This window comes from Vibrio sp. 10N.247.311.47 (genome assembly GCF_041467535.1).
GTDB classification, from domain to species: domain Bacteria; phylum Pseudomonadota; class Gammaproteobacteria; order Enterobacterales; family Vibrionaceae; genus Vibrio; species Vibrio crassostreae_C.
In genome coordinates this window covers 33,003-46,752 of the sequence record NZ_JBFSUR010000020.1, presented here as the reverse complement: position 1 = coordinate 46,752, position 13,750 = coordinate 33,003, and the positions used below count along the sequence as shown (strand labels likewise).

21 protein-coding genes are annotated in these 13,750 nt (G+C 43.1%); 19 read left to right on the top strand and 2 right to left on the bottom strand.

Annotated elements, in window-relative coordinates:
- Position 1 precedes the first annotated feature (1 nt).
- From AB6E51_RS14170 to AB6E51_RS14120, 11 genes are all read left to right on the top strand, one after another.
- A complete protein-coding gene (locus AB6E51_RS14170; RefSeq protein WP_017063932.1) occupies positions 2-346 on the top strand; it encodes a VOC family protein in 345 nt (114 codons plus the stop codon).
- Positions 347-465: 119 nt separating this feature from the next.
- On the top strand, positions 466-882 hold the full coding sequence (locus AB6E51_RS14165) for a VOC family protein (RefSeq protein ID WP_017061801.1): 417 nt from the start codon (positions 466-468) through the stop codon (positions 880-882).
- 52 nt (positions 883-934) lie between these two features.
- Complete coding sequence (locus AB6E51_RS14160; protein WP_102333300.1) at positions 935-1,351, top strand: GNAT family N-acetyltransferase; 417 nt, start codon at positions 935-937, stop codon at positions 1,349-1,351.
- A gap of 150 nt (positions 1,352-1,501) precedes the next feature.
- Positions 1,502-1,861, top strand: coding sequence for a histidine kinase (locus AB6E51_RS14155; RefSeq protein WP_372058390.1), 360 nt, complete (start codon positions 1,502-1,504; stop codon positions 1,859-1,861).
- A gap of 75 nt (positions 1,862-1,936) precedes the next feature.
- On the top strand, positions 1,937-2,344 hold the full coding sequence (locus AB6E51_RS14150; protein ID WP_102333302.1) for a GNAT family N-acetyltransferase: 408 nt from the start codon (positions 1,937-1,939) through the stop codon (positions 2,342-2,344).
- Positions 2,345-2,411: 67 nt separating this feature from the next.
- The gene (locus AB6E51_RS14145; protein WP_017063928.1) at positions 2,412-2,993 is read left to right on the top strand and encodes an HD domain-containing protein; all 582 of its coding nucleotides are present in this window, start codon (positions 2,412-2,414) and stop codon (positions 2,991-2,993) included.
- Between the two features lie 202 nt (positions 2,994-3,195).
- Complete coding sequence (locus AB6E51_RS14140) at positions 3,196-3,453, top strand: hypothetical protein (RefSeq protein ID WP_017066541.1); 258 nt, start codon at positions 3,196-3,198, stop codon at positions 3,451-3,453.
- Positions 3,454-3,522: 69 nt separating this feature from the next.
- Entirely contained in the window at positions 3,523-4,044 is a 522-nt protein-coding gene (locus AB6E51_RS14135) for a GNAT family N-acetyltransferase (RefSeq protein ID WP_136974254.1), read from the top strand.
- Positions 4,045-4,244: 200 nt separating this feature from the next.
- On the top strand, positions 4,245-4,709 hold the full coding sequence (locus AB6E51_RS14130; RefSeq protein WP_017066540.1) for a DUF302 domain-containing protein: 465 nt from the start codon (positions 4,245-4,247) through the stop codon (positions 4,707-4,709).
- Between the two features lie 259 nt (positions 4,710-4,968).
- A complete protein-coding gene (locus tag AB6E51_RS14125; protein ID WP_065583646.1) occupies positions 4,969-5,484 on the top strand; it encodes an adenylate kinase in 516 nt (171 codons plus the stop codon).
- 132 nt (positions 5,485-5,616) lie between these two features.
- Positions 5,617-5,859 carry a hypothetical protein gene (locus tag AB6E51_RS14120; RefSeq protein WP_372058389.1) on the top strand — a complete coding sequence of 81 codons (243 nt, stop codon included), beginning with the start codon at positions 5,617-5,619 and terminating at the stop codon, positions 5,857-5,859.
- A gap of 104 nt (positions 5,860-5,963) precedes the next feature.
- Here the strand turns inward: AB6E51_RS14120 and AB6E51_RS14115 are convergent, their stop codons facing one another.
- Positions 5,964-6,296 carry a PBPRA1643 family SWIM/SEC-C metal-binding motif protein gene (locus AB6E51_RS14115; protein ID WP_017068336.1) on the bottom strand — a complete coding sequence of 111 codons (333 nt, stop codon included), beginning with the start codon at positions 6,294-6,296 and terminating at the stop codon, positions 5,964-5,966.
- A 255-nt stretch (positions 6,297-6,551) separates the two neighbouring features.
- On the opposite strand from AB6E51_RS14115, the gene AB6E51_RS14110 reads away from it, so the two are divergent.
- The 7 genes from AB6E51_RS14110 (at position 6,552) to AB6E51_RS14080 (ending at position 10,431) form a co-directional block, all read left to right on the top strand.
- Positions 6,552-7,268 carry an HAD family hydrolase gene (locus AB6E51_RS14110; RefSeq protein ID WP_372058388.1) on the top strand — a complete coding sequence of 239 codons (717 nt, stop codon included), beginning with the start codon at positions 6,552-6,554 and terminating at the stop codon, positions 7,266-7,268.
- A 51-nt stretch (positions 7,269-7,319) separates the two neighbouring features.
- Positions 7,320-7,703 carry a nuclear transport factor 2 family protein gene (locus AB6E51_RS14105; RefSeq protein WP_372058387.1) on the top strand — a complete coding sequence of 128 codons (384 nt, stop codon included), beginning with the start codon at positions 7,320-7,322 and terminating at the stop codon, positions 7,701-7,703.
- Between the two features lie 89 nt (positions 7,704-7,792).
- On the top strand, positions 7,793-8,524 hold the full coding sequence (locus AB6E51_RS14100) for a glucose 1-dehydrogenase (RefSeq protein WP_017066537.1): 732 nt from the start codon (positions 7,793-7,795) through the stop codon (positions 8,522-8,524).
- Positions 8,525-8,617: 93 nt separating this feature from the next.
- A complete protein-coding gene (gene catB, locus AB6E51_RS14095) occupies positions 8,618-9,250 on the top strand; it encodes a type B chloramphenicol O-acetyltransferase (protein ID WP_017063920.1) in 633 nt (210 codons plus the stop codon).
- 170 nt (positions 9,251-9,420) lie between these two features.
- Positions 9,421-9,672, top strand: coding sequence for a Rho-binding antiterminator (locus AB6E51_RS14090; RefSeq protein WP_137001806.1), 252 nt, complete (start codon positions 9,421-9,423; stop codon positions 9,670-9,672).
- An 8-nt stretch (positions 9,673-9,680) separates the two neighbouring features.
- A complete protein-coding gene (locus tag AB6E51_RS14085; RefSeq protein ID WP_004733848.1) occupies positions 9,681-9,914 on the top strand; it encodes a hypothetical protein in 234 nt (77 codons plus the stop codon).
- Positions 9,915-9,981: 67 nt separating this feature from the next.
- Complete coding sequence (locus AB6E51_RS14080) at positions 9,982-10,431, top strand: GyrI-like domain-containing protein (protein ID WP_372058385.1); 450 nt, start codon at positions 9,982-9,984, stop codon at positions 10,429-10,431.
- A gap of 223 nt (positions 10,432-10,654) precedes the next feature.
- Here AB6E51_RS14080 and AB6E51_RS14075 read toward each other — a convergent pair whose 3' ends face one another.
- Positions 10,655-11,245 carry a glutathione S-transferase gene (locus AB6E51_RS14075; RefSeq protein ID WP_017061817.1) on the bottom strand — a complete coding sequence of 197 codons (591 nt, stop codon included), beginning with the start codon at positions 11,243-11,245 and terminating at the stop codon, positions 10,655-10,657.
- A gap of 173 nt (positions 11,246-11,418) precedes the next feature.
- On the opposite strand from AB6E51_RS14075, the gene AB6E51_RS14070 reads away from it, so the two are divergent.
- Positions 11,419-13,674, top strand: a complete 2,256-nt coding sequence (locus tag AB6E51_RS14070; RefSeq protein WP_102333308.1) for a peptidase U32 family protein — start codon at positions 11,419-11,421, stop codon at positions 13,672-13,674.
- Positions 13,675-13,750 lie beyond the last annotated feature (76 nt).

Here is a 13,750-nt window from a genome sequence, read left to right as displayed (position 1 = left end):
GATGAAGGTTCAATATCTTGAAGTGGTTACCCCAGAAGTCGATGTTGTTTGTGCAACATACGCTCAGCTCTACAACGTGAAATTCAGTGGTGCAGATGTGAACCTTGGTGGGGCGCGCACTGCAAAGCTATCTAATGGCGGGGTAATTGGCATTCGAGCACCGCTTCGTGAAACTGAAGAACCAACTGTTCGTCATTACACGCTGGTTGAGGATATTCAGTCTGCAGTAACTGCTGCCGAGAAACTAGGCGCCGAAGTTGCGGTGCCGCCAATGGAGTTACCACGTCACGGGATGTGTGCCATTGTTATTCAAGGTGGCGTCGAACTCGGATTCTGGGAGTTATAGGTGGTACATAGCTTTTAGATTTTGAAGGACGAGATACTACGATTTATGATGCGACACCTAGTGTCTTTGCCAGCTTCATGGCATCATTCCACGCAGCTAAAACCCCAACAAGGTATGTTATGAAACAGAATATTGTCCACATTGCACTCGTGGTAAAAGACTACGATGAAGCGCTTGATTTCTATGTAAACAAGCTTAAGTTTGATCTCATCGAAGACACGTATCTACCAGAAGAAGATAAACGCTGGGTTGTTGTTGCCCCACCAAATTCAACCGGTGTGAGCCTGTTGCTTGCTAGAGCTTCCAAGCCAGAGCAACTTGACTTCATCGGCAACCAAGCTGGCGGACGCGTATTCCTATTCTTAAACACCGATGATTTCTGGCGTGATTACGAACGCATGACGTCTTTGGGCATTAACTTTGTCCGAGAGCCTAAAGAGCAAGGCTACGGCACCGTTGCTGTGTTTGAAGATCTTTACGGTAACTTGTGGGATCTGCTTCAGTTAAACCCTGAACACCCTATGGCTAACAGGTAGAAAAGCTTAGTCAACAACCTTAATTCTGGTCATACGGATAGGCAGGAGCGACATGGAAGTCACAAGGTATCAACCCAAGTATTTAACCGCTTTACAGGCGCTCTATCTAGAATCAAGACAGGACACCTTTCATTGGGCTGATGCCGACGCTTTTGAGTTATCCGATTTCGAATTAGATACAGAAGGTGAGCAGATATGGGTGGCTGTTTCCGGCGACAAGGTTTTAGGTTTTGCCTCTGTTTGGGAACCTGAGAGTTTCATCCATCACCTCTATGTGTGCCCGCGAACGCTACGTTCTGGAGTAGGCTCTGCTTTACTCAATACCTGCAAACAACATTACACTGATCTGACTTTGAAGTGTTTGACTGCCAATGAACATGCTATTGGCTTTTACCAGTCGCAAGGTTTTGTTATCTCATTCACAAAAGGAGAGGGATTAGAGCGTTATCATTTAATGGAATACAGATAGCTGATATCTAAAGTTAGGATGTGAGCTACAACTTAGCTCTAAGTATTGAAAAATCAAATTTGAGTTCTTTGTTTACGGTGCAATAGATAATTTCAAATGGTAGCGTCATCCAATTCTGTTTCAATGTTTAGTCGTTACTAGAGGTCCCGAATGAATCAAGTTGAAGTTCTTTATGCCCTAATGAATAGAATAGTGTCTGATTTAAATAAACGTTTGCCAGTTTCTTTGGTTCTACATCAGCAACAAATAACAACAAAGAATATTAGTTTGAGTGGGGCTAATGGGAGGGTATGGGTATCTCCATGTCAGGGCGGTTACGATATTTCGATTAGCGGAATTTCGCTCGAAAATGATATGACGGCAAGGTTAACATCTTATTTTGGTCGCAATCCGGATGGCTACAAACATAGAAATGCAACTCGAGGTTTTGAACGCCAGCCTTTTTGGCGCACAAGTAATTTTCTAAACGTCGAAGTCGTTTGTGAAATGTATGCCAAGACTACTCAATAGTAAATTAATGTTGAAAAGGATTTGCTTCATTTCAAGCTTGCATACTTACGTAGGTTTCTGAACATTGGAGATAATATGGAAATAAAACAGCTTTCAGCGACGGAGGTACTTCCGGTTAGGCATCAAGTGCTTTGGCCTGATAAACCGATGTCATTTTGTATGGTGCCAGATGACGAACAAGCAACGCATTACGGCGCGTTTGTTGGTGAGCAGTTGGTTTGTGTCGCGTCTATCTATATCCAAGGCAATGAAGCGAGGCTGAGAAAGTTTGCCACGCTGCCTGAATTCCAAGGGCAGGGAATCGGTTCAAACGTGATTGATCATGCCATCTCTAACCTCAAAGAATCAAACATCCAATATTTTTGGTGCGATGCGCGCACAACGGCTTTAGGTTTTTATCAAAAGTTTGGGATGGCTGTAGAAGGCTCTGAATTTGAAAAATCGGGTGTTGCGTATTACAAAATGTCGGTTCATTGGGAGTAACGCTTCTTTGTCGCTAAGTTAACTCTCAGCTCCGATAAATCATCAACTTAAGTTAAGGAAGCTCATCGTGGAAGAAATCAAAGGCATTCTGCAATTCATGGTCGAGATTGAACAATTAAAGGATGTTCATCGACAGACAAAACCGGTTGGATTGGATCGATATGAAAACTCCGCTGAGCACAGTTGGCACGTCTGTTTGAGCGCACTCATGTTGAAAGACTATGCCAATGAAGAAATCGATATTACGCGAGTAATGAAGATGCTGCTGATTCATGATCTTGGGGAAATCGATGCCGGAGACACCATCATTTATGCCAGTGAAACCGAAGAAAACAAGCTCAAAGAGAGAAACTGCGTCGAGCGGTTGCTGAAATCATTGCCGAGCCATTCAACAAGCGAGTATTTGGATTTATGGCTTGAGTTCGAAGCCGGTGAGTCACCAGAAGCTAGATTTTGTAAGGCGATCGATAGAGTGCCGCCTTTGCTTCATAACATCCATGGTGGTGGTCACAGCTGGAAGAAGCACAACATATCCAAAGACAAAGTACTGACCTTCAATGGCGAGCGTATTTCTAAAGGCAGTCGTGCCTTATGGAAAGAGCTAGAAGTGCAACTTGAAGGTGCTGCGGAAAAAGGGCTATTAAAGTAAAAGTTAATTTCATCCTTAGCGTAAGAATAGCTTTAGCTTTTCAATGAGGGAGATCTCGATGGTAACTGATTCAAGATGCATGGCACTTACCTTGTGTCTCATTTCTTTCTAATAAAACTCTAGTGGACAACAATAAGTTCGAGAACCGAGTGATAAGTTGTTAGTATGTATCAAATTTATAAATATCAGTTGGCTTATATAAATGCTTGATAATAAGTATATTAAACACCCTTATCACTGTGAGCAGTGCGACGCACTTACCCCGCACCTTGCTGTTAGCGCTTCCGATGCTGAATCTAAAGCGGACGCTGAATCTGAAAAGAAACAATGGAAGTTAGGCGTGTTGATGGAGTACCTGGTGACGTTATTGTTTAGAGGTGACCATAATGTTCCCGGTTTTTATGTAGACAGTGATTACGAATACCAATGTGAGAAATGTGGGACTAAGTCGTGGCACTGATTGGGTATGAACATTTGATGTAAATCTCATGACAATAATAAATATGAGTCAGAAATTACAAGGGACTGTATGGAAATCATATCCGAAATCGAAGTGTCCAAAAAGCAACATCAAGCCATTACCGCTCTGAGAAATAGCTCTTTCCCCGATCATCAGGTAGAGCGTTCTTATTATAAACAACTCCCTCATATGCGAGCTCTGCAATACCGTGAAGAACGACTGGTCGGCTACCTTGGTCTTGATTACCGTATGGTCAGTGTTGGTGACAGTGCTTACAAAGTATTAGGTGTTATTGATTTTTGTGTTGCTGAGAATGTCCGAGGGCAAAGTGTTGGTAAATCTATGCTGTGTGAATTGGATGAGTATGCAAAGAATAGGGATGTCGATTTCATTATTTTGATATCAGATCTTCATGATTTCTATTCCTCACAAGGGTATATCCAAATTACTAGTACTAACTCTTGGTTAAGACTTCATGAGCACCTTAGTTATGGCGTCGCTGTTGAAGAAATTGATGACCTATATGTAAAGCCATTGAACGGAAAACAATGGCCTTTAGGGGATATTGATTGGCTTGGCTATATGTATTAGCTCTCTTGTTTTAAGTTACTCCATGAGTTAACGATGTGAATAAACCCTAGGTAAACTGATGATAATAAGACGCATTAGAAAAGTGATCCTCTCTGCAAACTGAGAATGGAATCGCGTCTATACTGACATGGGTTACGTCGCTGAATTTGGAAGTGGCGCTATGAATGTAAGTTTGATTAGGTTAAATCTCAGAGGTGACGATGAAAAAATTACTACCACTATGCGCCATTTTACTCTCGGCATCATTTTCAGCTGCGGCTTCTGATGGTTTGATTAAATACCAAAGTAATTATTCAGTGAAAGAGACCGCTGACCGCTTTGAAGAAATCGCCAAGAGCAAAGGTTTGACCTTGTTTGCGAGAATCGACCATCAGAAAAACGCGAGTAAGGTCGATCTTGAATTGAGACCAACGGAAGTCATCATCTTTGGTAACCCGAAAGTAGGGACACCATTAATGCAATGTGCTCAAGAAGTCGCGATAGATTTACCGCAGAAGGTGTTAGTCACTGAGGATTCTAATAAGAAAGTATGGTTGTCTTACAACGATCCTAATTACTTGGTAGAGCGTCACGCGATCAATGGCTGTGACGAGGTCGTTAAGAAAGTATCGGGTGTACTAAGCAAGCTATCAGAAGCGACAGTGGCGAAAAAGAAAGCAAAATAACCAAGATCAATAAGCACTCATTAAGACTATTAATGGGTGCGATATGACGATGATATCGCTTATTAGTCATTGTGTTGACAACTAAGCAACAATATATAAAAGTAGTTTTATGAAACTGAATTTAGCGCCATCTAACCAACGAATTATCATCATTCCATAGGAATGGTGGGATTGTTGATGCGCTTTGTTTATCGAACCCACCCGTAAGGTGGGTTTTTTGTCGCTGTCTTATGGGTTTTATCTGAATAGAGGAAGTCATATGAAAAAGATCGCGGTTTTTGGCAAGCCTGGGAGTGGAAAATCCACAATCAGCAAGGCGTTAGCACTAGCTACAGGCATAGAGCTTCACCAGTTAGATTCTATTGTTTATAAGGCCAACGGAGAGTTTGTTGAACGTGAAGTATTCGAGCAGGCTCATGAGAGCATACTTAAGTCAGAAAGCTGGATCATCGATGGTTTTGGCCCTCTAGGCTCGTTCAACACACGTTTAGATGCAGCTGATACCTTGGTTTATATCGACCTTCCTTATTCAATTAGCTACTGGTTTGTAACCAAGCGAATGCTCAAAGGTCTATTCGTTAAACCTGAAGGCTGGCCTGATGGAAGTTCAGTTATAAAAGGCACGATACAAAGTTATAAGACACTAAAACTGTGTCCTAAATTTTGGAATGACGACTTTAAAGCGCAGTTAGAATTGCGCGCTAAAGAGAAAGAGGTTTACATCATCAGAAGCGTGACTGAATTGAATAACTTTGTTCATCAACACGTCACTTAACAGTCGAGAGCTTACCTTTCTTTGAAACGCTTTAATTTGCTCATAACTTCATGAAAATATATAGATTTAACTCAACATGTGGCATATTTGCCATGTGTTGAATTTGTGCTTTGAATTAAGGCTATAGATATTATGTATGGAAGTGAGAAGACGAGAGCGTTCTGCTGTAACTGTAAGGAACTTACACTGCATAGGTACACGATGTTCAGTAGCCAAGTGCAAAAGGCACCACAAGCTGAAGATAAAGAACCGAGCTTACTCCAACGAATTTTATCGGAGTTTCTATCTTTTGGTGTTATAGGTTCGGGCGCGACAGGTGATTACAAATGTACCCAATGTGGAACATATCTGAATACACCAGACAACCTCGACTGAGTTTGTGAGTTTGGCTTAGGCAAATAAAAACGGGAAGACCTCAATGATCTTCCCGTTAGATATTACTTAACTCATCGTGCTATTGGCAGTTTGAGTGAGAAGCCTTATGCACAACACTTCTTGTATTTTTTACCGCTGCCGCAAGAACACGGATCGTTACGGTTAGGGGTCTTTTCAAACGTCATCGTTTTCGGCTTGTTCAGTAGAGTATCAAGCTCGATGGTGTTCTCTTCTTTGTCTGCGTCGACTGTAACAGTAACGAAGATAGTATTTTCAGCGGCTAGTGCTTCAACTTCTGCTTTGCGCGCTTCAGTTTGAACCATTACTGCGATTGGAGATTCTTCAGTACCCGCTTTCACATCGCGGTTTACGTTGTAGCCAGCAAGAACGTGGTTCTGTCTTGTTTCGATACGGCCTTTGAAAAATAGTTTCGACATTGGGTACTCATTAAAAATGTTGAATGGCGCTATTTTTAACGGCGATAGCGCAATGGAGCGGGGATTATACGCATATATTGCAATTGATAAAGCAGTGATGTGAGCAAACACTGTTTGGTTTTTGTTTGCTAGTAACGGTTTGTTCTCTAGCTTTGCTTCTATTCGACAAATTTCGAAATTCAAGACAATAAAATTGCCCTAAATAGGCTTATGAATGATAAATTCAAATTATTAATCGAAACAAAGAGATAGTGTATGAAGTTAGATGCCATCCTGTGGGATTACGATGGAACCATAGTCAATTCCGTTCCAAAGAATATCGCAATCACAAAAGACATTATCTCTTTAGTCGCGCCACACTTGTCAGGTGATAACTTACCTAAATATTTGCTCAGCGAAGCGCTTTATCATGAAGCCAACCACGGGGCTAAAAACTGGCAAGCCTTATATGTCGATTATTACGGTTTATCACACGATGAAATGTTGACCGCTGGTGGAATGTGGGCAGAGCATCAAGAGAAAAACCAAACAGCCGTTGCCTTGTTTGAAGGAATGGAAACCGTGGTTAATCAGTTTGCTCATCTTCCACATGGGATCTGCTCTCAAAACTCTCAATTGAATATTCGTGGTGTGCTCGACAGTTATGGCATTGGTGATTTGTTTAAATCGGTCGTGGGCTATGACGATGTCTCGAACGGTAACCAAAAACCCCATCCATTTGGTGGTGTGAAATGTGTCGAGAACATATTTGGCGCCGATCCGACTAACGAGCTTTGTTTGATGTACATCGGTGACCATGAAGCGGACACACAGTTTGCTCGCAATATTGAAGCCGCGCTGGGTAAAAACGCAAAAGTGATTGCCGTTGCAGCAGGTTATAGCCGATCGAAACCTGAAAATTGGCAAACCAAGCCCGATTACATTGCTAACAGTGTCGATGATCTTTTAACGATCATTAGCAAGTACGCATAACGAAGCAGACATTTAAAAATCACCACACGTAAATAACTTTAAGGAAGAATAATGACACCAAAACAAGTGGTATTGGGATTTTGGGATGCAATGCGCAGTAATGATTTTGCAAAGGCAGTTGAATGGTTAACCGCAGATTTTGAAGGCTATTGGCCGCAGTCGTCTGAATTGACGTTAGGGCGCGACAACTTCACTGCAATCAATACTGAATACCCAGCCAATGGTGTTTGGGAATTCACGCTCAATTCGATTGTCTGTGAAGGTGATACGGTAGTCACGGACGTTTCGGTCACTGACAGTGTGTTGAAAGGCCGAGTGATCACCTTTCACACGGTTGTTGATGGTTTAATTCAAAAGCAAACTGAGTTTTGGCCAGAACCATTCGAAGCGCCGGCATGGCGATCGCAGTGGGTTCAGATCGTATCGAACAATTAGTTTGTATCGATACGATCAGTTTGTCACGAACAACTAGGTCGTATCGAATAATCAGGTTGCACAGAATAAGTAAACATTAGGAGGTTTCATTGAGCAAGGTAGTGGTTGTAACCGGCGGAAGCCGAGGTATTGGCGCAGCGACGTCTAAATTGTTGGCCAGTCAAGGCTATGCTGTATGCGTTAACTTCATACACAATGAGTCGCGAGCTGAAGATCTAGTGAATGAGATTCGCGAACAAGGCGGAACCGCGATTAGTGTGCGTGCGGATGTGTCTGTTGAATCGGACGTGAAATCTTTATTTGAGATTGCTCGTAATAAGCTAGGTCCAGTGACGCACTTGGTCAATAATGCCGGGATCTTGTTTACCCAGTCACCGTTGGTTGATATTGAATTGGATCGCTTTGAAAAGGTGATGAAATCCAACGTATCAAGCTGCTTTCTGTGCAGTAAAGCCTTTATCAAACAAGCCGATGGCGCGGGTTCGATTGTGAATGTATCGTCTGCCGCTTCTCGTACTGGCGCACCGTTTGAGTATGTGGATTACGCAGCATCGAAAGGTGCGATGGATTCACTCACCAAAGGCTTATCGCTTGAATTAGCTTCACGCAATATCCGAGTGAATGGCGTAAGGCCAGGTTGTATTTATACTGAGATGCATGCAGACGGCGGAGAGCCAGATCGCGTAGACAGACTAGCTTCGCAGTTACCGTTACAACGAGGTGGCACACCAGAAGAAGTCGCTAACTCTATCGCATGGTTATTGTCAGACGAAGCTTCGTATGTCACCGGCTCGTTTATTGATATTGCAGGCGGTCGATAGGGCACGTTTGCCTTTACACTAATATAAACAAGTTACAACCATCAACACGCAACAAAAGTACCTAACTAAAAGAACGAAACTAAGAGTACAACCATGAAAAACTATTTTGAAAGCCCGTTTGTTGGAAAGTCACTCAAAGAACAAGTGACCAACCCAAACATCATCGTGGGCGAGCACAGCTATTACTCGGGTTACTACCATAACCACAGCTTTGATGACTGTGCGCGTTACCTATTACCGGATAGAACCGACATCGATAAGCTGATCATTGGCAGCTACTGCTCGATTGGTTCTGGCGCCGTGTTTATGATGGCGGGCAACCAAGGCCACCAAAACCAGTGGGTGAGTACCTTCCCGTTTTTCTATCAAGACGATGAGAAGTTTGAAGGTGCGATAGACGGCTTTGAACGCTCTGGTGATACCGTGATTGGTAACGATGTGTGGATTGGTACAGAAGCCATGATCATGAGTGGTGTTAAGGTTGGTGACGGAGCCATCATCGCAAGTCGAGCGGTTGTGACTAAAGATGTCGCGCCATACTCGATTGTCGGTTCAAACCCAGCACGCCATATCCGTTATCGTTTCAATGAGACTGAAATCGCTCAGTTGCTAGAAATGAAATGGTGGGAATGGAGCGAAGAACAAATCAAAGGCGCAATGTCGCTAATGTGTTCTTCAGACATTGGTGGTTTGTACCATTATTGGAAAGGATTCTTGAAGCCTTAAATTGTCGTTCACAGATGAAATGTGAATGGTGAGAACGAGATTAAATTTAACAAATTACTCAATAATCTGATTATGGCAATGCGATTGTGATACGAGTAACTTATTGATTGTAAAGATATTGAATAGTATGGCATGTCGCATTAGCGTGGTGGATGAATTGGAAGGGTATTATGATTAGTTGCAACGATTACGATTATATTGAGATTGTGTGTATGCACCGATACCCAATCAAATTAACGCTGAAATCTGGCGAGCAGATTGAATGTGTCGGATTAGATACTCAACGCAATGATAGCCGTGAAGAGTGCATTAAGGTCAGTATTCAAGGTTTAGAACAACTTGTCGTACTCACAGACCTTTCCACACTAGAAGTTTGTGTCGACAACCCTCATTTTCAGCAGATTTCATTCAAAACGTCATAGGCTTTCAAATGAATAACACCATAGAACAATGCTATTGCACCGCATGCAGAGAAGACACACAACATGTTGTTGTGTTGGTCAGAAAGACGAGTGCGTTTGCAGACAAACCTAACCAAAAGCGAAGCGAGTTTTGGGCAGGCATGATAAAAGGTTGGTTCCTTGGCCCGTTTATCGCGTCAATGGATGAGTTTTCTCGTCACCTTGTCTGTGAAAAGTGTGGCCATAAAGAGATACAAGATTAGCATCGTTATCTTATAAAACATTGGATTCAATACAGTTAGATCGTCAATTGGCTTAGGAATAGAACGAATGAAAGTAGAAACGATTGAAGCCGTAAAGGCGTATGGTTTTTCAGTAAGAACCACTAATACCGATGAGATGGACCCAGCCAAAGCCAAGATAGGGCAATTGTGGCAGGGCTTTTTTGACCAAGCGTTTCCAAAATTAACGCCGGATTCAAAAGTGTACGGTGTCTACACCAACTACGAGTCAGACTTTACGGGTGAATTTGATGTTATCGCTTGTACTAGCGCACTCACCGATAACAATTTAGATGCGCTTGTAGAAACCGAAATACAAGCAGGCAAATACTTAACGTTTTCTGCTGAAGGTGAACTCCCTCAAGCTGTGATCGACCTATGGGGTGAAGTGTGGGCGTATTTCAGCGCTGCTGACTGCCCACATGTGAGAACTTACACGACAGATTTTGAACTATACAAAGGTGAAACTGAAGTCGAGATTTCGATAGCGATTCAGTGATCAGGTTAAAATGAACAAAAGGCTTAGCTTAGACTGTGTTTGCCAGTTAAGAGACAGTAGTTACCGGTAAAGAGACAACGGAATCCCAGTTAAGCCTTTGAATATCTGTTCTTTACAAAGAAGATACAGTGTCACGTAACTACTTTAATACCTAGGAATTATCTATTCCAGAATTCCCCTAGATCACCCTAGATACCCTTAAGTCACCCAAAATTCTCTTAAGTTATCCAAAAAGACAATCTTGCTTGGTTTCATTCCACAAAGGGTATTGCTTCATGACTTGGGTGTAGAGCTTACTTTCAAGGTGCGCTCTTAACCAACGTCCTACGTTTTGATATTCCGATTTCACAAACCACTTCTTTTCGACTCGCACAAACTGACTGACGAAAGGCATCACCGCAAAATCGGCCAAGCTTGGGCTTTCTCCAAAAAAGTAGGGCTGATCGGTAAGTCGCACTTCTAACTGCTTAATGAAGGTTTCGCAGGCTTGTCGGCGTTGTTCAACATCGATGTTTCGGTAACGAACCGATGCACGATACCTTTCTAAGTGACCAATAAATTCTTCATCGTTGGTTTTAATGAGCTGCTGAACTTGTTCGCTAAGCGTTGGATTGCTTGAACGCAGAAGATCTTGAGGATCGTTTTGTTGAAGTGACCAGTTCATCACATCCAAGCTCTGTTCAATGACTTGTCCATTGGGTAACACCAATACAGGCACTGTTCCTTTTGGCGAACTGGCCAATAGTTCGCTAGGCTTGTCTTTGGTAACAATTTCTCGAAGTAACACTTTTTGCTGTGATAGTGCGATGCCCATTCGTCCGCGCATTGCATAAGGGCAACGACGTAAAGAATAAAGGATAGGTAGATCGGATTCGTTCGGCATTATTGAGGTCATTTAGTTTGAAAAGTGTTGTACGGTGGTAAAGAGATCGTGATGTGGGTAGAATACGCGGCTTAAAAATTATAAGTAAGTGAGCGACTTCAAAAATGAGCAGAAAAATTGAGTTATTAGCCCCAGGTGGCGATGTAGAAGCGATAAAAGCCGCCATCGTAGCGGGTGCTAATGCAGTTTATTGTGGTTTAGACACATTCAACGCTCGTAACAGAGCCTCTAACCTGTCGTTAGACGAATTGAATGGTGTGATTCGCCTTGCTCATGAATACGGCTGTGAAGTGTTCCTGACTCTTAACGTTGTGCTACTGGAGCACGAGACTAAGAGCATCACCAAACTGCTGAACCAGCTTGTGAACACCAAAGTGGACGGCATCATTGTTCAAGACTTGGGTTTATTCAACCTGGTTAAGAAGCATTTCCCATCGTTAGACGTTCACGCGTCGACTCAGTTAACTACGCACAACGAAGGTCAGATTAAGTTCTTGTCTAAGATTGGCGCGACGCGCGTTAACTTGTCTCGTGAGTTGAACCTGCCTGAAATCAAGATGCTGACGGAAGTGGCACACGATCACGACGTATTAACCGAAGTGTTCGTACACGGCGCTCTGTGTATCGCATTCTCTGGTCAATGTTACTCAAGCTCAGTAAGTGTGGGTAACTCAGGTAACCGTGGTCGTTGTAGCCAAGCGTGTCGTGATGAGTACGAAATCACCAACGCGGGCAACAAGTTCCCACTTAACCTGAAAGATAACTCAGCTTACTACGACCTACCTGAATTGGTTGATGCGAAAGTCGACTCATTGAAAGTAGAAGGCCGTATTAAAGGCGCACACTACGTTTACACTGTGGTAGACACATGGCGTAAACAGATTGATAGCTTTGTAGAAAGTGGTTTGTTGATCGAAGACGATTCGAACCTACACAAAGTATTCAACCGTGATTTCACCAACTCTTTCCTAAAGGGCAACCTAACGAAAGACATGTTCATCGATAACCCGCGCGACAACAGCATGAACTACGCTGTTGAAAAAGCGACGGAGCAGAACAACGAAATCTCAGTTGTACAGATTCAAGAAGTGACCAACGAACTTCACCAAGCGAAAGACGTTCTTGGTAACGAAATGCGTGACAAGATCGAGTTCCTTGATATTCGCAAGACACCAGTAGCACTGTCGTTCAGCGCAAAAGTGGGTCAACCATTTACGGTGACTGTGAACACGCCAAAAGAGAACTTTACTCTTCAATCTAAATCGCTATTGAAAGCGGTTGAAGAGAAGGCGATTACTCAAGAGCTACTTGAGAAGCGCTTCAAAAACGTGAAGAGTGCAGTTCACACGCTAGAAAGCCACGACTTCAGTGAAGTGGATGCAGGCTTGTTGATTCCTCTAAAAGAAGTTTCAGACCTAAAAGACGAGATCGACTTCATTCTGAACGGCTCTGTGGAAGTGATTAAGCACGTTGAAGTGCCAGCACTGCCTCAGCACCCTAAAGTGAACGAGAAGCCGACTATGTCGATGCTTATCGCCGATGTAGAAGACTTACACCTGTATGACGTGACTGACGCGGATGTTTACTTCAAACTTCCAGAAAGCTTCAAGAAGCGTTGTAACAAGTACATCGACATCTTGGCAGCAAACCCACGTTTGATTCCTTGGTTCCCAGCGGTATTGATCGGTAAAGATTACGACGAAGCGGTTCGTATTCTTGAAGAGATCAAGCCAGCTCGCATCGTAACCAACAACACGGGTATTGCTTACAAAGCTTACGAGATGGGTATTGAGTGGGTTGCAGGCCCGTTCATGAACACGACCAACTCTCACGCACTGGTTACTCTGAAAGAAGAGCTGAACTGTGCAGGCGCATTCATTTCGAACGAGATCAACAAAGGTCAGATTCGTCATATTCGTCGCCCAGAGAACTTCAAACTGTTCTACAGCATTTACCACCCAATCTTGATGATGACCAGCCGTCAGTGTTTCTTCCAAAGAACCGTGGGTTGTAACAAGCCAAGCATCGAAGCAGGTTGTATGTTGAAGTGTGAGAAAGCGACCACGATTACCAACGTGAAAGGCATCTCTTTTGCGGTTGATAAACAGAAGGGTGGCTACCCAAGCATTTACAACCACGAGCAGTTCTTGAACCACGACGCAGTAACTGACTTCTCTGGTCTGTTCGACGAGTTCTTCATTGACCTAACCAACATCGGTGCAGGTTCTAAAGAAGTGAAAGACAAAGTTGAGCTTATCAAGCATTTCGAAGCGCTACTGAACGGCGTTGAAGGTTCACAACAGAACCTAGAGCAGATGGTTGAAGTTCGAACTAATGCTCAGTACGTGCAAGGTCTATAGCGTACAAGGTTTATAGGGTTCAATGTCTATGGGCTGTAAGGCTTATAGCTTCTAACGCAAAGAGCGTTCAAGGTTT